This window comes from Pseudomonas sp. IT-P44 (assembly GCF_949768225.1).
GTDB classification, from domain to species: domain Bacteria; phylum Pseudomonadota; class Gammaproteobacteria; order Pseudomonadales; family Pseudomonadaceae; genus Aquipseudomonas; species Aquipseudomonas migulae.
In genome coordinates this window covers 102629-121023 of record NZ_CATKQM010000009.1, presented here as the reverse complement: position 1 = coordinate 121023, position 18395 = coordinate 102629, and the positions used below count along the sequence as shown (strand labels likewise).

At 54.0% G+C, this 18395-nt stretch carries 16 protein-coding genes; 6 read left to right on the top strand and 10 right to left on the bottom strand.

Going from position 1 to position 18395, the window contains the following annotated elements; genetic code table 11:
• Positions 1-147: 147 nt before the first annotated feature.
• The 3 genes from ACM6IO_RS05135 to ACM6IO_RS05125 all read left to right on the top strand — a co-directional run bounded on the left by ACM6IO_RS05135 (position 148) and on the right by ACM6IO_RS05125 (position 1129).
• Positions 148-426 carry a hypothetical protein gene (locus ACM6IO_RS05135; RefSeq protein ID WP_008042112.1) on the top strand — a complete coding sequence of 93 codons (279 nt, stop codon included), beginning with the start codon at positions 148-150 and terminating at the stop codon, positions 424-426.
• Between the two features lie 148 nt (positions 427-574).
• The gene (gene ihfB, locus ACM6IO_RS05130; protein WP_008042113.1) at positions 575-868 is read left to right on the top strand and encodes an integration host factor subunit beta; all 294 of its coding nucleotides are present in this window, start codon (positions 575-577) and stop codon (positions 866-868) included.
• Positions 869-889: 21 nt separating this feature from the next.
• The gene (locus ACM6IO_RS05125; RefSeq protein WP_192226150.1) at positions 890-1129 is read left to right on the top strand and encodes a lipopolysaccharide assembly protein LapA domain-containing protein; all 240 of its coding nucleotides are present in this window, start codon (positions 890-892) and stop codon (positions 1127-1129) included.
• A gap of 100 nt (positions 1130-1229) precedes the next feature.
• Here ACM6IO_RS05125 and ACM6IO_RS05120 read toward each other — a convergent pair whose 3' ends face one another.
• The 10 genes from ACM6IO_RS05120 to wecB form a co-directional block, all read right to left on the bottom strand.
• Positions 1230-2243: an MraY family glycosyltransferase gene (locus ACM6IO_RS05120; protein ID WP_008042115.1), complete on the bottom strand. Its 1014-nt coding sequence runs from the start codon at positions 2241-2243 to the stop codon at positions 1230-1232.
• Entirely contained in the window at positions 2240-3199 is a 960-nt protein-coding gene (locus tag ACM6IO_RS05115; protein ID WP_414911063.1) for a UDP-glucose 4-epimerase family protein, read from the bottom strand. The genes ACM6IO_RS05120 and ACM6IO_RS05115 overlap by 4 nt, the downstream gene beginning before the upstream one ends.
• Before the next feature lie 2 nt (positions 3200-3201).
• Positions 3202-4380: a glycosyltransferase family 4 protein gene (locus ACM6IO_RS05110; RefSeq protein ID WP_414911062.1), complete on the bottom strand. Its 1179-nt coding sequence runs from the start codon at positions 4378-4380 to the stop codon at positions 3202-3204.
• Between the two features lie 7 nt (positions 4381-4387).
• Entirely contained in the window at positions 4388-6034 is a 1647-nt protein-coding gene (locus tag ACM6IO_RS05105; protein WP_414911061.1) for a heparinase II/III family protein, read from the bottom strand.
• A 55-nt stretch (positions 6035-6089) separates the two neighbouring features.
• A complete protein-coding gene (gene asnB / locus ACM6IO_RS05100) occupies positions 6090-7928 on the bottom strand; it encodes an asparagine synthase (glutamine-hydrolyzing) (protein ID WP_192226158.1) in 1839 nt (612 codons plus the stop codon).
• Positions 7928-9475: an O-antigen ligase family protein gene (locus tag ACM6IO_RS05095; RefSeq protein ID WP_192226160.1), complete on the bottom strand. Its 1548-nt coding sequence runs from the start codon at positions 9473-9475 to the stop codon at positions 7928-7930. The genes asnB and ACM6IO_RS05095 overlap by 1 nt, the downstream gene beginning before the upstream one ends.
• Positions 9476-9496: 21 nt before the next feature.
• Entirely contained in the window at positions 9497-9958 is a 462-nt protein-coding gene (locus ACM6IO_RS05090) for a serine O-acetyltransferase (RefSeq protein WP_008042166.1), read from the bottom strand.
• 2 nt (positions 9959-9960) lie between these two features.
• Positions 9961-11205 (bottom strand): hypothetical protein, encoded by a 1245-nt coding sequence (locus ACM6IO_RS05085; protein ID WP_207285330.1) that lies wholly within the window; start codon positions 11203-11205, stop codon positions 9961-9963.
• A 144-nt stretch (positions 11206-11349) separates the two neighbouring features.
• A complete protein-coding gene (gene wecC / locus ACM6IO_RS05080) occupies positions 11350-12615 on the bottom strand; it encodes a UDP-N-acetyl-D-mannosamine dehydrogenase (protein ID WP_192226166.1) in 1266 nt (421 codons plus the stop codon).
• 3 nt (positions 12616-12618) lie between these two features.
• A complete protein-coding gene (wecB, locus tag ACM6IO_RS05075) occupies positions 12619-13752 on the bottom strand; it encodes a non-hydrolyzing UDP-N-acetylglucosamine 2-epimerase (protein WP_008042169.1) in 1134 nt (377 codons plus the stop codon).
• 1178 nt (positions 13753-14930) lie between these two features.
• Here wecB and ACM6IO_RS05070 point away from each other — a divergent pair.
• The 3 genes from ACM6IO_RS05070 to ACM6IO_RS05060 all read left to right on the top strand — a co-directional run bounded on the left by ACM6IO_RS05070 (position 14931) and on the right by ACM6IO_RS05060 (position 18372).
• Complete coding sequence (locus ACM6IO_RS05070; protein ID WP_414911060.1) at positions 14931-16925, top strand: polysaccharide biosynthesis protein; 1995 nt, start codon at positions 14931-14933, stop codon at positions 16923-16925.
• 112 nt (positions 16926-17037) lie between these two features.
• Positions 17038-17373 (top strand): ComEA family DNA-binding protein, encoded by a 336-nt coding sequence (locus ACM6IO_RS05065; RefSeq protein ID WP_008042174.1) that lies wholly within the window; start codon positions 17038-17040, stop codon positions 17371-17373.
• Positions 17374-17577: 204 nt separating this feature from the next.
• Positions 17578-18372: an SDR family NAD(P)-dependent oxidoreductase gene (locus ACM6IO_RS05060; protein ID WP_008031779.1), complete on the top strand. Its 795-nt coding sequence runs from the start codon at positions 17578-17580 to the stop codon at positions 18370-18372.
• The last annotated feature ends 23 nt before the right edge of the window (positions 18373-18395 follow it).

Sequence of the window (18395 nt, the reverse complement as noted above, 5' to 3'; positions counted from 1 at the left end):
AACCACATCACACGACATTGTTCGCCGGTGAAACCAACTGGCCCCAAAAGCTGTCTCTTTCTTTAATCGGATCAATCGTTTATTTGCAGCTAGTCTTTAGTCAGAAGCGAACGACAGTCGGGCAGGGCGCCCGGCATAAGGAAATGAATGAACAAGCTCGTTGTCGCACTAGCCGTTCTGACATTGGCGGGTTGTACCACTAATGCGAAGACTCACGCCTCACGTGGGGTTAGTGGTATCGAGATCGATTGTTCGGGGTTGGGGTCGGGGTGGGAGAAGTGTCACAAACGCGCTGCCAAGGAGTGCAAGGGCGCTGGCTACAAGGTGGTCACGAGATCTGATGACGCCAAAGACGAAGATGAGTATCCCTTTGGCTTCAACCCGGCAGGTTATGTGACACGCACCATGCTGGTTATCTGCAGATGAGCAGGTCGGGCTTGATCAGGCTTCTGTTCTGAAATCGGCATCCCATTGCTGGCGAAGATATGTCAAAGCTCGGGCTGTTCAAATTCCTTCGGGCATGCTAAAACCTTTGAAGCGCTTTTCCTAGCTGCTTGAAAAAGAAGGGAAAAATATGACGAAGTCGGAGTTGATCGAACGAATTGTCACCCATCAAGGGCTGCTCTCATCAAAGGATGTGGAGCTGGCTATCAAGACCATGCTTGAACAAATGTCCCAATGTCTGGCCACCGGTGATCGCATCGAGATCCGTGGATTTGGCAGCTTCTCCCTGCACTACCGCGCACCGCGCGTAGGCCGCAATCCGAAAACCGGTCAGTCCGTGAGCCTTGACGGCAAATTCGTTCCTCATTTCAAGCCGGGGAAAGAGTTACGGGATCGGGTAAATGAAGAAGAGGAAGAAGTTTGAAATCCAGACAGGGAGGGGCTCATGAGTAGCTTGAAGCGCGTGCTGGTTATGGTCGTTCTACTGTTGCTGGTGCTGGCGATACTGGCTTTTGTACTTGAGAACCAGCAGTCGGTTTCCTTGCTGTTCCTTGGATGGGCTGGGCCGCAGTTGCCAGTTTCCGTTGTAGTGGTGGTTTCGTTGCTGATAGGGATGGTCGCAGGGCCTGCGATTGGCTGGATCGTTGGTCGCACCGCAAGAGCGCGGCGCAAGCGTCTGGTTTGATCTACAACGATGGAAGCGTCACCGGTTACTTCCAGTGGTTGGCCGGAGGAGGGGGCTAGTGCCATCCCCCATCCCCCATCTCCATTTCCTGACTCGGCTGTTAAGCCTCTTTTTCCCCAGCCTTGAACTTGACGGCTAAAACTACCAACGGCAGATAAGCCAGGCACACTCCCGACAGGCCATCCAGTTTGCCGCTCCCGACCACCAGGGCGATCGGTAACAGCCAGCACAGATTGATCGCTGCGACCGTCAGGGTGACTGGCAAGTGCTTGCCAAACTGGCGGGAAGCAAATTGATAGGCATGGCTACGGTGGGCTTCATAGACCTTGTCACCCCTGAACAAGCGGCGAAGCAAAGTCCACGTAGCATCAACAATGAACACGCCGAGCAAAATCAACCAGCTCCAGAGAAGCTGTGGTGCCGTCCAGGCAGCCTGCAACGACAGTACCCCCAAGGTAATGCCCAGGAAACCGCTGCCGGCATCACCCATGAAAATCCGCGCTCTTGGGAAGTTCCAATACAGGAAGCCTGCTACCGCAAAAGCCAGTAACAGAGGCAACAGCGCCGCCAGTTCATTCCCCGCCAGCCAGTACAACAGCGCTCCGCTCAGGCATACACAGATAGCTTCGACACTGGCAATGCCGTCAATCCCGTCCATAAAGTTGTACAGGTTCAGCAACCACACCAGATAAACGGCTGCCAACGCATGACCGATCCATCCCAGGTCGAGCGCGAATCCAAATAGTGTCAGCGGCGGCAAGCCACCTATCCAGAACAGCGCCCAGGTGGCTGCAATGAAGTGGCCCAGCAAGCGCCAACGAGCGCTGATATGGCCGTGATCATCCAGAAACCCCAGTACCGCAATACCGACGCCTGCGCCCAGTAAGGCCCAGGTCAGAGGCCAGGCAACGAAGCCCAGACTGGCCGTCCACATCAATGCCAGCAGAAAGCTCACTACGATCGCGACACCACCACCTCTTGGTGTCGGCACGACGTGCGAGCTGCGCGCATTCGGTATGTCGATCAGGCTTCGAGCCAATGCGTACCGGCGCAGGGCGCCAGTCAGAAAAAGTGCGACAACGGCCGCAGCCGGTAACAGCCACCACATATTCATTGAGTGTGTAGTTCCAAAAAGTGTTTAGCCGTGTCGCGCAGTGCTTCATCGACGCTGACCGGCGGTTTCCAATCCAATAGTTCACGAGTCTTGCTGATATCGACCTGAAGTGAACCGCACAAACGCTGGGCCAGTGCTTGCTTGCCCAGGAGTGTCGCGCCGGTTTCAAGCATCCAGCTCGGCACCGGTAGCAAGCGCGCAGGTTTGCCCAGGGCCGTCGCCATTCGACGCAACAACATGGTAGTCGAAAGATCCTCACCATCACTCACGAGAAAGGTCTGGTTTGCTGCTGCGAAGTGCTCGGTGCACGTCACAATCAGGTCAACCAGATTATCCAGGGCAACGAGGCTGCGTTGGTTGTGAATGGCACCAAACGGCAGGGGTACGCCTTTGTCCAGCCAGCGCATCATGCTGAGGAAGTTGGCTCGCACGCCAGGCCCATAAACCAGCACCGGACGAATAATCACCACTTCCATGCCGGTTTCAGTCGCCAGCGCTCTCAGGGCATGTTCCGCTTCCATTTTGGAAATGCCGTAAGGGTCGCTTGGCGCCTCCTCTCCATCGGCAACGTAAGGCTTGCCGAGAGCCGTGCCTTCGCCATTGACCTTGATTGAGCTGAGGAAAATGAAGCGCTTGACCCCGGCGTCAGCGGCCTGCCGGGCCAGATTGAGCGTTCCTTCGACGTTCACCTTGCGATATTCGGCAAGGGGGTCGGAGGATTCGTCACTCATGACGTGTACGCGAGCAGCCAACTGGATGACCAGATCCTGGTCCTTCAACAATCCCTGCCAATCCTGATCGGCCGACAGCCCATTGACCAGGCTCTGTGTCACACGCGAGTCGAGATCAACCTTCAACTTGCGTACGGCCGCGGTAATTTCGTGGCCACGCTCAAGCAACGGAGCGACCAGCCCGCTGCCGACAAAGCCGCTGGCCCCTGACAGAAGAATGCGCATGATTAACGAGCCTCCTTCAGGGAAAGAATGTCTTGCGACATCTCGCGCATGATATTGCCGCGGGCAAAACGCTCGACGAAGGCATGCCGCGGGCTGGTCAGAATATTCAGGTTCTCGAAAGACTTGGTTGCAGCATCCACATCGCAAGGTTCGAAGACGGCTGTATTTTCGATATGTTCAGCGACAAAGCTTGCCGCGTAACCCGAAATGCCGGCCCAGATCGGTTTACCCAGCGCGGCGTATTCAAACAGTTTGGACGGCAAGACCTTGCGGAACGCGTCGTAGTCATTGAGGTGCAGGAACAGCACATCTGCCGACTGATAGACCTGAATCAGTTCATTGCGCTTGACCGGGTTCAACAGCTCAACGTTAGTGCAGCCGGTTGAACTGATAGCCTCCTTCAGGTGAGCGAGTCTCCCTCCATCACCGATCACTCGAAATCGCAACTTCCCCTCAAGGCGTTTGGCTAGCGCAGGAATGATCGTGTGCAGCCCTTGGCCTTCACCGATGTTTCCGGCGTAGACCACGTCCAGGACCGGATTCAGACTCGCGGAGCTCTCGACAGGCTGGACATCCAGGAACTCGTCATCGATACCGTTTGTGAACAGCGAGTAGTGCTGGTCCGGATACCGGGATTTGAAGTAAGGGAGAAAACCGGCGGAAACCAGATTGACCTTCTTGGCCGACTTGATGGTAAAACTTTCAAGTAGCGAAAGCATGGGCTTGAGCAGCCAGATCAGCTTCTTCGGCAGAATATCCTTGATCGTGTCGACAAAAATATCGCGAATGTCCAGATAAAGCGGAGTCTTTTTCTGGCGGGCGATGAGGGCGCCCAGCGACGCGGTCATCAGGCGCGAAGAGGTCGCATAGATAAGGTCATATTGTTTGTTCTGAACAATTTTGCGCACGCCGTTCGCGTAAACCAGAAAAGCCTTGGCTTGATCTGCCATACCGCTTTTGTGGGCCGGCAATGCGATTCGGCGAATGGTCAGGCGAGGATGCTCTTCCAGTTCCGGCGCTTCGCTGCTGAACGAGCTGTAGCGGTTTGGCAAGGTTGTAATCAGCTCGATATGCGCGTGCGCTGGCAGTTTCTCGAGAAGCGCCTTTACCAATGCCGTGGTACGAAACGAACCGGCAGATAAATCAGGCTGGTAGTAAAAGCTCAGGATTAAAAGTTTCAAATAAACCTCACCAAGTTATACGGGTGGTCAGCGTGTTCGACGACAGCTCAGCGACGATGCACTGGTTCGGAACAGACTTGCCAAATTCTGGATGCCACGTTGAAGTAACTACGTTGATCTTGGTTGCACCCTCCAGGAAAACGGAAGCAACCTGGCCGCCGGGAAGGGTGATCGTCAATTGCCCGCCATTTTGAACAACCAAGGCCTCGGGGTGTACAAAAAACCTGGCTTTCGCGCGGTTAAAACTTCCTGTGAGCGAATCCGTGATCTGCAACTCGTCAACTTTTGCGAGCCATTCACGGGTGTGCAGGTTTTTCCCTTTCAAACGCTTGTAACCATCATGACTACAGCGGACGCGGACGATGCCATCGGCCTGGTCGAACGTATCCAGCGCAACACGCGCACGCCGGGCAACCCTGAAGCCGGCCCAGACTTCGGAGGAACTCTCGCCGTCCACTTCGACGGTGTTGTGTGCTGCTGTACTGCGTTGGCGGTGACGTTCGGAGTCTTCGCCGTACTGCGATGTTCCGGAGTTAACGAAGACGCGCTGACCAAAGAGGCTGAGTTCGAAACTCAGGGTATCGGCATGGGTATGCCCCGGTTGGTAGTCGGGGGCCACCTGCGCAAGGTTCAATAGCGCCTTGCATTGATTGCCAAAATCAATCGAGACGTAGCCGCTTTCGGCGTGATGTTCGGCCGAGACAGCAGTGGCAGTGCTGTTTTTTTGCTCTGGCAGGCAATTGAGCAGGCGTGCGTATGTCTCGATATCGTGCAGCGCGGGAGCGATGCCGAACGCCGAATCGTTAAAGAAAGGGATGCCACCGTCGGGGTGCTGGAGGCTGCGTAGCCAGACGATGCCTCGTTCGACAACGTGCTTCCATTCGTCCAGTCGGTTTCTTAGTGGTGCAAGTTTGGTATGGGTGGCCAGGTTCACCAGGTCGCACATGTCCCACAGCAGGGAGGCGTGGTACATGGGGGACAATTCAAAGTGCGCGCCGTCCGCCAGAAACTGCTCCTTGACCTCGCTATCCAGAATCTCCAGTCCCAGCGACTGCCAGCGTTCAGCATGAGCGCCTTCCAGGAAGGTGCCGGCAAACACGAGCGCCTTGCCGTTCACGAACAGATGGTTTGCCAGGATGTGATATTCCACCTGTTCGGACAGGGCATGGGTTTGCATGGCCAGGCTGTCCAGCCAATGGCCTTCCAGGCTCGGCTGTCTCTGCAGCCACTTCACCAGGTTCACGATGCGCAGAGAGAGCGTATAGGGTTCCCATCCGCAACCGCCGAAGGGAGGGTTATTCACAATCCAGCTGTTGACCAGGCGGGTGTCGAATGCAGTGGATGCCTGGTCGGATGCCGCCAAATGGTCGAGGTAATGCAGGTTGTATTGCCAGATTTTCGGGAGTGTCGTGTTGCTCCACTCGATGGGCGCTTTCATGCCCATGAAGTCGAACTGCTCGTCCGTCGTAAAGCGGGACGCACTCCAGCCCGGGGCTTTTGCCAGATCAAAGGCCGATCGCTTGCCGAATCCGGTTGCCGTAAATGGTTTTACTTTGGCGAAACGGTAATAGATCCGGTAGAAAATCTGCTTCAACCGTAACATTTTGGCTGTGTGGTAGAGCTTGAAAAGCCGAGATGTCAGCGCATTGCCCATAAAAATCACTTAAATAATGAAAGATGTCGTCGTTTACAAGCGGACCTGGAAGCTTTTACGCAAAGTTCAGTTTCAACCAACGTTCAAAGTACAGCACCTGCCACAGCTTGTACGTGTTGTTGATTGCGCCCGAAAAATGATTCGTCACCAGCTTTTCCACTTCTTCGCGCTCTAGATACTGATAAATCCGCTCGAACTCGCTGAGCAATCGCTCCGCTCCTATCCGACGGATAATGCCGTCGAGGGGAGGGTTGAAGCCGGTTTTCGGGCGATCCACAAGAGCGGCTGGAAGCAGGCTTTTCAATAGGCTCTTCAGAGGGGCCTTTGGCGCGCCATCCTTCAGCAGTTCTGCACTTGAGGTGGCGAAACCATTGGCAACGACTCGCTCATCGAGCAAAGGCACACGTAACTCGATACTGGCGAGCATGCTCGCTTTATCGGAAACACTGAGGTTGTGGCTTAGAAAGCCTGTCAGGTCAAAGTGTTGTGCACATTTTACTTTGTCTGCGGGATCGCCCTTGTAATTGACGAGCACGGACTCAAGGCGTTGCTTGTAATGCTGTTCCCGTTTCGAGTAATCGGGGAAAAAGCCTTTCAACTCCTGCCTGGAGAAATATCCCAGCATTCGTGAATACGCCAAAGGCCAGTAACTTTCCTGGGCATAGGACACCAGTCGTTCGAATTTTTTGTCGAGCTGCTTGGGAAACAGCTTGAATTTCAGCAGAGCATTCAGCACTGGGTAGAGCCGCCGAATCAGCCCGTGATGCTTCAGGACCTTGTAGCGTGGATAACCGGCGAATGCCTCGTCCCCACCCATCCCGCTGAGCATTACGGTGTATCCGCTCTTCCTGGCTTCTGTTGATAACCGATAGGTAGCCCAGAATGTGTAATCGGAAACCAGCTCTTCCGTATTCGCTGCCACGAAATCGATCGACTCGAACACGTTGGTGTTCGAATCGAGAATCTCCGTCACCACAAGTTTCTTGCCCAGGTGTTCAGCGATATCAGCCGAGAACTTCATATCGACAGCAGAATCTTCCGTCGCTTCGTACTTGGCGAAAAACAGATCTGCCTCACCCGTGTAACTGGCCAGAATACTGGAGTCAGCGCCGCCACTGAAAAATACGCCAACCGGAACATCCGCCTCCAATTGCCGTGTCACCGCGCTGCTCACATCTGCGGCGAGGTTTTGCTCGGTCTTGAAGTTCATCACGGTCTGGTAACGCTGGGTCTCGCAAGCGCCCGTGAGCAGATCGAACTCAAGGTAAGTCCCGGGCATCAATTTTTTGATGGCTTTGTAGCCGGTGTTCGGTTCGTAGAGGAAACCGTTATTGAAGAACTCGAAAACGTCATCGTGATCAATATCGGCGGTGACCTCCGAATAACTCTTGAGGCCGCGTATTTCCGAGCAGGCGTAGATGCCGTTCGCGCTGGAATAGCAGTACACAGGCTTGATCCCGATAACATCTCTTACCAGGAAGAATTTATTTCTGGCTTCATCCAGGATGACAAAAGTGAACATGCCTTCAAGCAGTTTGAAAGCGTGTTCCTTGTGCTCAACATAAAGCTGAAGAATGACCTCTGTATCCGAGGTGCCCTTGAATGAGTAGCCTTTTTCGATCAGCTGATTACGCAGTTCATGATGGTTGAATACCTCACCATTGAATACGATGCTGACGCCATTGCCGGCGAACATTGGCTGACTGCCGGTCGGCGAAAGGTCCAAGATGCTGAGCCTGTTATGTCCGAGGCCTACCTGGTAGTCCCCGACACTGGCGAAGTAAGTACCAGACGCATCCGGGCCGCGATGTTTGGTGACGGCCAGGCTTGATTCCAGCTGGCTCTGAACTCCGAGGACCTCGCGTTTAACAGCAAAAAAACTTAGGCCGCACATTATACAGATAGCTCCACATTTTTTTGATCGGCAGGCTCATGCCCAACAGGCTTTTCTTTGGTTTGAGTCGAGGCCGTGTGTGAATGTACGGCATGGGCGCTAGACGCACGGTTCTCTCGGGACCACTTATGCGCGAAGACCACTCCCCAGGCAGCAGCAAGCAACAGGTTGAACGAAATCAGACGGAATACCGCGAAAAACAAACCATAGACCGCCAGTGTCATGACGGCTGCACGAACAACTGTTAAATGTGCAGACTCAGATCTGAGGGACGTAAGACGATAGAGGACGGGGCCGGCGATGACCAACGAATAAACCAGAAAACCCAGAAGTCCGCCAACCATCAGCATGTAGAGCGGCCAGTTGTGTATGTACGCAACCATCTCGGTGAAGGAGACACCTTCAGAAGTTTCCCAGCGCATTCCATGCTTGATACCCATCCCGTTGCCCAGCACTGGATGGCTCAAGAACATTTCCCAGGCGATTTTGTATTCTTCAAGCCGGGACATTACGTTGAAGTCACCTTTTCGTTTCCAGGCGGCCCCCGATAACAAACTCAAGCGTCCGAGCCAAACCTGATCCATGCCAGTGGAAAAGATGAATGCAACGCCAAATACGCCCTGAGTGACCAAATTGGCCGACAACTTTACGCGCAAGTTTTTATGGGCGAAAAATGCATAGAGCGAAAAGAGCAGCATGACCAAAAGGGCGCTGATCAGCATGCTTCTTGTGAAGGTGATCAGTACGGCTGCCATGCAAAGCATGGCCACCAAAGCGCCGACAATAGTAATCCGCCGGTCTCGTGCCAACGTACTTACAACGAACCCCACAACCATGCCGACAGGCAGCAACGCATCTGTTGCTTGTGCCAGCAGCATGGTGATCCGGTCGCGCATCGGCCCCATGGCGTTGACGTTGTTCAAGGCCGCTTCTTGAGAGATTTTGACTTCCTCTCCGTTAGTCAGGATGAGCCAGTACGGTTGCCACATGTCGTGGTAGAAGTAGTAGAAAACGATGTAGCCGGCGGTCAGGAAAATCAGGGTTCCCACTGAAGCGCCGACCCAGCGGATCTTGCTTTCGTCACCGCTGACCAGTGCGCAGACAGGTATCAGTGCATATATAAACAGAAAGGGAATGACGCCCCTGATCCAGTCCAGCATCGGCACATGATTGTGCATGGCCACGGCCAGGTTGATGCTCAATATTCCCGCGCCTATAAGCAGCGGGATCCCGAAAAGGCGCAGTACGGACCTGATTCCGCAAGTGCGAAGCAACTTGATCAATGCAGCAATGAATATCACTGCCAGCAAAGCGGCGAACGATATTTCTTGAGCCCCTACTGACGGTGGGGCCGGGCGCAAGGCAAAGGCCAGCGGGAATAACGCCAACAGGCCCAGCCAAGGCGAAATAATGGCCGTCAGCACAAGCAGGGAAACACCAACAATGCCGGTGTAGAAAAGAACGCCAGGATCCTGCATAAGCAGAATGGAAATGCACGCGGCCGCTGCAATTGCCATGCTGTTTTTCATGCAGTCGTTACTACTCATTGCGATACTCCGTTCGCCATTTCAGGGGCGTATAGCTTTATAGTCTACAGAGGTCTGTCCAATCACTCGGGCTGGAATGCCGACAACGATTGAATTGTTGGGTATGTCTTTCAGTACTACGGCCGATGCTCCAATCTGGCAGTTATCCCCGATTTTAATATCGCCAATGATCTTTGCACCTGCACCGATGTAGCAGTTGTCTCCAATCACCGGGCACTTGTTGATCTCGCTGGTGACATAGCCTTCTGCAGCACCAATCGTAATTCCTTGGCCTAATACACAGCCCGTCCCGACTTTAGCGTTCGCGTGAAGTACGACACCAATGGCGCCGTAAGCGAAAATGGTGCCTTTTCCAAGATTGGCGGACACCGGAATGTATGAATTGAACAAAAGAAAAATCAGGTTGCGAATCAGGCCAGGTACGACGGGTACACGACGCTGATAAAACCAGTTTCCTACGCGATACAACTTAACTGCGTTCATTGTCAAAACCTCAAGGTGCGAAAGTCAGCCGGACGAAGCCGAAGTATCCCAACCGCAATGATCAAAAGAGAAAGCATGTAAAGAACGCCCCAGATCAAATTGACGTCTTTCAATACGATTGCGAAGGGGGAGAGTACAGAGACCCAGAATATGACCGGTAGACGGATTCCTGGTCGGCACAGCAAGTGCAAAAACAATAAATAGGCAGAGAACCCAAGCGCATAAAACAGTTCTGCCTGTTTCAGGCCCTGAACGAACAGGATCATCCCGGCCACAGCCAGTGCGCCCAGGACGAGGTTGGCGATGATGACTTTACGATGAAGCCCGGAAGCAACGAGATACCTTTCTGTCACCACGGCCCAGTACAGGACTGGCAGGCAAGGAAGCATCGCCAGGTAAGCGGAGTATTGCGGGAACAGCCATCCCATCGCATACCCGGACAAGCCAACCAGTGCGAAGTAGAAAAGGGCGACGGACATGATGATTCTGTATTGCTCTTGACGCTGTCCCCCGGAGACAAACGCAACAAATACAGCCCTGACATTTATAGGGAACAGGCTCGTCGCTGACTGAATGATCGACACGATCACCCGGAAGAGTCCAAGGTCCCGAACGGGCAGACTCTTCGAAAGAATGTAGGGCAGGATATTGGTAAACAGATTGAAGACCAGAGTGATGGATACCATTCTAGGCAACAAAAACAAGACGTTCTTGCAGGTGGACAATAACTGCCTGCCCACTGGCAGTTTTGCGCCATGGCTAAACAGCACCGCCACGGCAAACAGGCACGGTATCAGATTCGTCAGCAGCAGAATGTCCACGATGCTCAGCGGCAGGATCTGTTGATAACTGATGAACAAGAGGACGAAAAAAACACACAGAAAGAGAACGAGGTATCCGACTATCCAGCGCTGCAAACGGAGCCCGAACAGGGAAAGCAGGCACGCTGAACTGAGCAGCATGACACTCAGCAATAAAGGATTACCGATGTCGTCTACCAGACTGACCACACTGAACAGTAAAAAAATCAACGTCGCCATAAATAATGAGGTGACGAGGATGTACTCGGCTTCGACACTGGCAATAAGCTGCTCGTTAACGATGTCGAGAAGTTTTTGAAATAAAAATACCAGCACGTTGGCCTTGATGAACGCGCCATACGCATCCAGTCCATACAGGCCAGGAATAACAAAGTTTACAACCAGGCCACTTATCAGCGTCAGCACCTGAATTAGTAGATTGACCATGCCGGAACCTCTTAAACCTCATCATGACAAATTCGAGCACACGATCATCTAGAGTAAAAATCGCTGTCGCTTTATAGCGCAAAAAAATCAGGTGAGTGTATGACCCACCTGATTTCTGTACGCAATCAAGTTACCCCTGATTTTTCAGGTCCAGACTCCGCGGGTATCGATAACTTTCAGCGATGACAAGCGGGTTTTCGGGATGGTTTTAAACGCACTGTGATCTACGAGCAGAACGATAACGTTGGCCGAAGACAGGGCCTGATCGACTGGGCTCAGGGTTGCGATGCCTTCCAGGCGAGCAGGGAGGCGCTCGATGTTCGGCTCAACGGCCAGAACGGTGCCCGGATGATTTTTTGCAATCTGCACAGTGATCTCAAGGGATGGGCTTTCGCGCAGATCATCGATGTCCGGCTTAAACGCCAGGCCCAGACAGGCGACAGTGACGTCCTTCGCTGTTTTAGCCGGGTTCTCTTGCAGATACTTGCCGATTGCGAGTGCGACCTGATCGAGCACCCATTGCGGCTTGCTGTCGTTGACCTCCCGCGCAGCGCGAATCAAGCGCGCTTGATCCGGGGTCTTGCTCACGATAAACCAAGGGTCGACAGCGATGCAGTGACCGCCTACACCAGGGCCAGGTTGCAGGATGTTGACTCGCGGGTGGTGATTAGCCAGGCGGATCAGTTCCCATACGCTGATGTCGAGCTTGTCGCAGATGATCGACAGTTCGTTGGCAAAAGCGATGTTGACGTCGCGGAAGCTGTTTTCGGTCAGCTTGCACATTTCTGCAGTGCGCGCGTCGGTGATGATGCATTCACCTTCCACGAACGTTTTATACAGACGCATTGCAGCATCCGAGCACTTGGCGGTCAGGCCGCCGATGATGCGGTCGTTCTCGATCAGCTCGCGCAGCACATGGCCCGGCAAGACGCGTTCAGGGCAGTGTGCAATACGAACGTCAGAGTCTTCGCCATGCGTTTGCGGGAAGCTCAAGTCCGGGCGCGCTTCAGCCAGCCATGCGGACATTTGCTCGGTTGCGCCGACCGGAGAAGTCGATTCAAGGATGACCAGATCGCCTTTCTTCAAGACTGGAGCGATGGCTTTGCTGGCTGACTCGATGTAAGACAGGTCCGGTTCGTGGTCGCCCTTGAAAGGGGTCGGTACCGCAATAAGGAACGCATCGGCCGGTTCGGCAATGGTGGTTGCGCGCAGATAACCTTCGGTTACCGCTGCCCGCACGACAATGTCCAGATCCGGTTCGATGATGTGAATTTCACCGCGATTGATCGTTGCAACGGCGTGAGGATTCACATCGACGCCTATGACTTTTTTCTTGCGTGCGGCAAAAACTGCGGCAGTGGGCAGTCCGATGTAGCCGAGGCCGACTACGGAAATGGTTTCAAAGCTCATAGGTTAGCCTCTTTTAAATTGGGAAAGAGTTTCAAGAATCCGCGCGCACGCCTTGCCATCACCGTAGGGGTTGTGAGCGAAGCTCATCTGGCTGTAAGCGTTGGAGTCCGTCAGCAGGCTGCGCAAGTTGCCCGTGATAACGTCTATGTCGGTGCCCACCAGTTTGACAGTGCCTGCCTCGACGGCTTCCGGGCGTTCAGTGGTGTCACGCATGACCAGAACGGGTTTGCCCAGCGAAGGTGCTTCTTCCTGGATGCCGCCCGAATCGCTGAGGATCAGGTAGGAGCGGTCCATCAGGTACACAAAAGGCAAATAATCCAGTGGTTCAATCAAGTGAACGTTGTCGATGCCGGCCAGGAGTCGATTGACGGGCTCGCGAACATTCGGATTGAGGTGGACGGGATAAACGATTTCGACGTCGGGAAATTCTTTCGCCGTCGTGAGCAGTGCCTGGCAGATTTTTTCAAATCCGTCACCGAAGCTTTCGCGGCGATGGCCGGTGACCAGGATGATTCGCTTCCCTTCACCCAGGAAGGAGAATTGTTGGTGAAACTGTTGCTGCAGGGTGGCGCTGTTTTTAATTCTCGCCACGACGTCCAGCAGGGCATCGATCACTGTGTTGCCCGTGACGTGAATGCTTTGAGCAGCTACCCCTTCCCGGAGCAGATTCTGACTGGAGGTGTCTGTCGGGGCAAAGTGCAGGGCTGCCAGAGCGCCGGTCAACTTGCGGTTGGCTTCTTCTGGCCAGGGCGAATAGAGATTGCCCGTGCGCAGGCCGGCCTCGACATGAGCGACAGGGATTTGCTGGTAGTAGGCCGCCAGGGTAGTGGCGAAAGTAGTAGCAGTGTCGCCATGCACGAGGACGATGTCGGGCTTGAACTCGGCGAAGACCGATTTCATGCCTTGCAAAATAGTGGTGGTGACGTCCGTCAAGTCCTGGCCAGACTTCATGATGTTCAGATCGAAGTCAGGCGTGATCTCGAAAAGATTCAGTACCTGGTCCAGCATCTCGCGATGCTGGCCGGTTACACATACCTTGGCTTCGAAGCGTTCGTCCGCCGCGAGGCTTAACGCCAAAGGGGCCATTTTGATTGCTTCGGGGCGCGTGCCAAACACACACAAGGTTTTCAAAGTCATAGCTACACCGCTATTAAAAAATAAAAAAAATTATTGCGTGCACAGGCCTATCACGCGAATGAGAGAAGGGCGAATTCGATTGGTTTTTGCACTGTTTCCTTGTGCTGCACAGAACCGCTATTTACCGCTAACGGAGTAGCGGCGCAGGCACGCAGGGTTTTGCCGGGAGTCTGATCCACAGGCAGCCCGGTGTGCGGGCGCAGGATCATTGTCTGGCGCAGATTGTCTCTGGTTGCCAAGCGGCCATCGCCGAACCCTTCCAGTATCAGAGGAGCAAAAAACATGGGCGTCGGCGAGTGTAGGAGATGGATATCATTGTCCTTTGGGGCGCGCTGTTCAATCGATCTAATCCACCCCTTCCTGGAGACAGCCTGATCCCTCTCGAGAAGGTGCTCGCAGCGGGTCTGTTTACTTCCGCTGGCATGATCTCGATCGCGGAGTGACATCTTTGTCATCGGGGGTCAACCGTTCAGTTCGTGTTAGCCGGGTCTTTCGTCGGAGACAGAAGTTTCTTACAGCGTGTCCCTGCTCGCTCTTCTTTATCGCTAAGAACTGGAAAGCTTTTTAGGCGCCGCGGATTATAGCCTTCTTTGTCCGATGCTTTCCAAGGTTGCAGCTTGATGCGTCTTCGATGCAGTGAATTTTCTTCCGGATTGGTTGTCAGGGGGCCGGCCGATTGCCAGATGTGCCTCGCCAATCGTGAAAGGCCTGATGGCGAGAGACTATTCCTTGTGGTCATCTTGATCAGTTTTGATACAACACCGGAGGGGCGTAGCTGCGATTCTTATAGGCTGCGTGCAGTTCGGGGCATTGTATCAGGTAGGAACCGCGATTCCGGCACGTTCGTCATTTTTTACCGGCACCTGTCGGGGTAACCGAGGCCGCCCGGGTTGCCCTTGCGATTGATGGCAGTAATTTTGCCTGCAATCAGGGATTTCTGACGCAACACAGGTATTATATCGGGATTGCCTTCGGTAGCCTGTCAGGCCCTGCCTCCCTCCAGCTGTTTTGGTACAAGGGTGCCTGATCGAAGTTTCTTTTTTTGATGCAGTCCTTACGCTGGTGCGGCATTTGCCCGCGCTGGTATTTCATCGTAAATCGGCCGGTTTTCTTTGCGGGTTCAAAGGCAATAGTTTATTTTTTGATTTCAGGAGCTTGGTGAGGTGTTCGATAGGGTTATGGATAAAATAAGAGCTTTTTTGTTGAGCCTTCCGCGCCGACACAAGCGGGTCCTGCAGGTAGTTGCCGATGTTGGTTTGGTTTGGGTCTCGTTATGGATGGCTTTTGTCGTTCGTCTAGGGATCGACGAAATGAACAGCCCTGTTCAACAGCACCTCTGGTTATTTCTTAGTGCTCCCGTCGTTGCCATCCCGTTGTTTATTCGATTTGGCATGTATCGCGCCGTGATGCGTTATTTCGGTAATGATGCACTTATCGCGATAATTAAAGCCGTCAGCCTTTCTTCGCTTATTCTTGGCGTCATCGTCTATTTATATAGCAATCATCAAACGGTCGTGCCCCGCTCGATTATGTTCAACTACTGGTGGTTGAGCCTGATCATGATTGGTGGCTTGCGTTTGGCAATGCGCCAGTACTTTTTGGGTGATTGGTTCGCGGCGGCGCAACATGTGCCTTTTGCCAATCGTGATAATGGTTTGCCGAAAGTGGCCATTTACGGCGCTGGCGCCGCAGGTAACCAGCTTGTTGCGGCGCTGCGCATGGGCAGGGTGATGCGCCCGGTTGCGTTCATCGATGATGACGGAAGTATTGCCGGTCGTGTCATTTCCGGGTTGCAAGTGTTCAAGCCCAAGCATATCCAGCAACTGATTGACACGACAGGTGCTCAGGAAATCCTGCTTGCAGTCCCTTCGGCCAACCGTGGGCGCCGCCGGGAAATTCTGGGCTACCTGGAGCGCTTCCCGCTTCATGTGCGCAGCGTGCCCGGATTCATGGATCTGGCCAGTGGCCGGGTCAAGGTCGACGATATCCAGGAAGTGGACATTGCCGACCTCCTTGGGCGTGATGCGGTACCGGCTCAAGAGGACCTGCTGGAGCATTGCATCACCGGCCAGTCAGTGATGGTTACCGGTGCGGGCGGATCAATCGGTTCGGAACTGTGCCGGCAGATACTTGCTTTAAGGCCTACGACCCTGTTGTTGTTCGAACACAGCGAGTTCAATCTTTACAGCATCCTGTCCGAGCTTGAGCAGCGAATTGCGCGTGAATCGTTGTCCGTCAAACTGCTGCCGATCCTGGGTTCTGTCCGTAACGAGAACAAGTTGCTGGACGTCATGAAGACCTGGCATGTCGATACGGTTTACCACGCCGCAGCGTACAAACATGTACCTATGGTCGAGCACAATATTGCAGAAGGCGTGTTGAACAATGTCATGGGCACGTTAAATACGGCCCAGGCTGCACTTCAGGCCGGAGTTGCAAACTTTGTACTGATTTCCACCGACAAGGCTGTTCGCCCCACCAATGTAATGGGGAGTACCAAGCGACTTGCAGAGTTGACATTGCAGGCACTCAGCCGTGAAAAAGCCCCTGTGTTGTTTGGCGACAAGTCCAGTGTGTCTCGCGTCAACAAGACCCGTTTCACCATGGTCAGGTTCGGTAATGTGTTGGGCTCGTCAGGTTCCGTGATCCCGCTTTTCCACAAGCAGATCAAGGCTGGCGGACCGTTGACCGTCACACACCCGAAAATCACCCGGTATTTCATGACCATTCCCGAGGCCGCTCAGTTGGTGATCCAGGCCGGGTCGATGGGGCGGGGCGGGGACGTTTTCGTGCTGGACATGGGCGAGCCGGTAAAAATCATCGAGTTGGCAGAGAAAATGATTCATCTGTCAGGGTTGAGTGTCCGGTCGGACAAAAATATCCACGGTGACATTTCGATCGAATTTACCGGCCTGCGCCCGGGTGAAAAGCTCTACGAAGAGCTGCTGATCGGCGACAACGTTGCGGCGACCTCGCATCCGATGATCATGACGGCCAGCGAAGATTACCTGACCTGGGATGTGCTGAAGGCGCGGTTGGGCGAATTGCTGGCAGCGGTTGATCAGGATGATTATTCAAGAGTCCGCCAGCTTCTGCGCGAAACGGTCAGCGGCTATACCCCTGACGGCGAGATCGTCGACTGGATCTATCAGCAGCGTCGCCTCGAGCCCTGATTGTTTCACATCCTGTAACTGACACATTTTTGACAGGCTCCAGACATCACCTAAGTTTGGAAGGCAGCTTCGGAAAAGCTGCTTTCCCAATTGATGTCATGGAGCTTCATTTATGCGTACTGGCTACTTCTACTCTCTGATTTTTGCCCTCCTGAGCACTGCCTCTGTCGCCGCTATTGCTGCACCTGCGGCCAAGACGGAGGCGGGCACTGCACCTCTGGTCATGGAGGTCGCTCCCAAGGTTCAGTCCGAAAAGGTTGATTTGAATCAGGCCGACGCGTCGACGCTGCAACGGGAGTTGTCCGGCATCGGGGAAGCCAAGGCCAAGGCGATTGTTACCTATCGTGAGAGTAATGGGCCGTTTGCATCGGTGGACGAGCTGCTCGAAGTGAAGGGTATCGGCAAAGCCATTCTGGATAAGAACCGCGAAAAGCTTGAGGTGAACTAAGCTTGTAATTCAGCGCCATGGGCCGGTCATTGACCGGCCTTTTTGCATTCTGGCGTACGTGGCGATTTAGCGCCTTCCGTCGGCAGGTAAAAAATTACGGCTATCATATTGTGATTAGATTATGTCTATAATAAATTCGTTATCCGGCTTGGCGCTCTGAAGCGCAAGCGCTTTTCTTTTCCTTACGCATTCCAGGAGCACGTCATGAATTCTGTCCAGACCCAAGGTACAGCTCTTGTCACCGGTGCTTCATCCGGGATTGGTGCCATTTACGCTGAGCGCTTGGCAGCGCGCGGTTTTGATTTGTTGCTGGTTGCACGTGACGAACAGCGTCTTCAGGCCGCGGCGAGCAAGCTGCGCGCTGAGCATGGTGTTCAGGTCGAGGTGCTGAAAGCGGATCTCACGCAAAAGGATGATGTGCTGAAACTTGAGCAGCGCCTTCGCAGCGATTCGAGTATCAGTCTGCTGCTGAATAACGCGGGTGTCGCGGCAGATGGCTTGCTGGCCAACGCTGATCTGGATCAACTGGAACGTTTGATTCAATTGAACGTAACGACGGTCACGCGCCTGGCTTCGGCGGCGGCCGCCAGTTTTGCAAAAGCCGGCCGGGGTACGATCATCAACATCGCCTCGGTGGTGGCGTTGTTCCCCGAGCGCTTCAACGCCACTTACAGTGCCAGCAAGGCTTATGTGTTGAGCCTGACCCAGTCGTTGAATGCCGAGCTGGATGGCACCGGGGTCAAAGTACAAGCGGTGTTGCCAGGCGTGACGCGCACCGAAATCTGGGAGCGTTCCGGTATTGACGCAAGCCAGATCCCGGCGGACATGGTCATGGAAGCGGGCGAGATGGTCGATGCATCGTTGTCGGGGCTGGACCAGGGAGAACTGATCACCATTCCTTCGTTGCCGGATGCCTCCGACTGGGATGCGTTTGTCGCGGCGCGTCTGGTGATGGCGCCGAATCTTTCCAAAAGCAAGGCCGCTTCGCGTTACAAGTGAGGCACCCTCCATTGGCTTGAGGT

What these genes read in the sequence shown, in the direction of transcription:
- ACM6IO_RS05085 (WP_207285330.1), bottom strand. Translation starts at nt 11,205, where the DNA reads ATGGTCAATCTACTAATTCAGGTGCTGACGCTGATAAGTGGCCTGGTT.
- wecC (WP_192226166.1), bottom strand. Translation starts at nt 12,615, where the DNA reads ATGAGCTTTGAAACCATTTCCGTAGTCGGCCTCGGCTACATCGGACTG.
- wecB (WP_008042169.1), bottom strand. Translation starts at nt 13,752, where the DNA reads ATGACTTTGAAAACCTTGTGTGTGTTTGGCACGCGCCCCGAAGCAATC.
- ACM6IO_RS05070 (WP_414911060.1), top strand. Translation starts at nt 14,931, where the DNA reads ATGGATAAAATAAGAGCTTTTTTGTTGAGCCTTCCGCGCCGACACAAG.
- ACM6IO_RS05120 (WP_008042115.1), bottom strand. Translation starts at nt 2,243, where the DNA reads ATGAATATGTGGTGGCTGTTACCGGCTGCGGCCGTTGTCGCACTTTTT.
- ACM6IO_RS05090 (WP_008042166.1), bottom strand. Translation starts at nt 9,958, where the DNA reads ATGAACGCAGTTAAGTTGTATCGCGTAGGAAACTGGTTTTATCAGCGT.
- ACM6IO_RS05060 (WP_008031779.1), top strand. Translation starts at nt 17,578, where the DNA reads ATGAATTCTGTCCAGACCCAAGGTACAGCTCTTGTCACCGGTGCTTCA.
- ACM6IO_RS05115 (WP_414911063.1), bottom strand. Translation starts at nt 3,199, where the DNA reads ATGCGCATTCTTCTGTCAGGGGCCAGCGGCTTTGTCGGCAGCGGGCTG.
- asnB (WP_192226158.1), bottom strand. Translation starts at nt 7,928, where the DNA reads ATGTGCGGCCTAAGTTTTTTTGCTGTTAAACGCGAGGTCCTCGGAGTT.
- ACM6IO_RS05095 (WP_192226160.1), bottom strand. Translation starts at nt 9,475, where the DNA reads ATGAGTAGTAACGACTGCATGAAAAACAGCATGGCAATTGCAGCGGCC.
- ACM6IO_RS05135 (WP_008042112.1), top strand. Translation starts at nt 148, where the DNA reads ATGAACAAGCTCGTTGTCGCACTAGCCGTTCTGACATTGGCGGGTTGT.
- ihfB (WP_008042113.1), top strand. Translation starts at nt 575, where the DNA reads ATGACGAAGTCGGAGTTGATCGAACGAATTGTCACCCATCAAGGGCTG.
- ACM6IO_RS05105 (WP_414911061.1), bottom strand. Translation starts at nt 6,034, where the DNA reads ATGGGCAATGCGCTGACATCTCGGCTTTTCAAGCTCTACCACACAGCC.
- ACM6IO_RS05065 (WP_008042174.1), top strand. Translation starts at nt 17,038, where the DNA reads ATGCGTACTGGCTACTTCTACTCTCTGATTTTTGCCCTCCTGAGCACT.
- ACM6IO_RS05125 (WP_192226150.1), top strand. Translation starts at nt 890, where the DNA reads ATGAGTAGCTTGAAGCGCGTGCTGGTTATGGTCGTTCTACTGTTGCTG.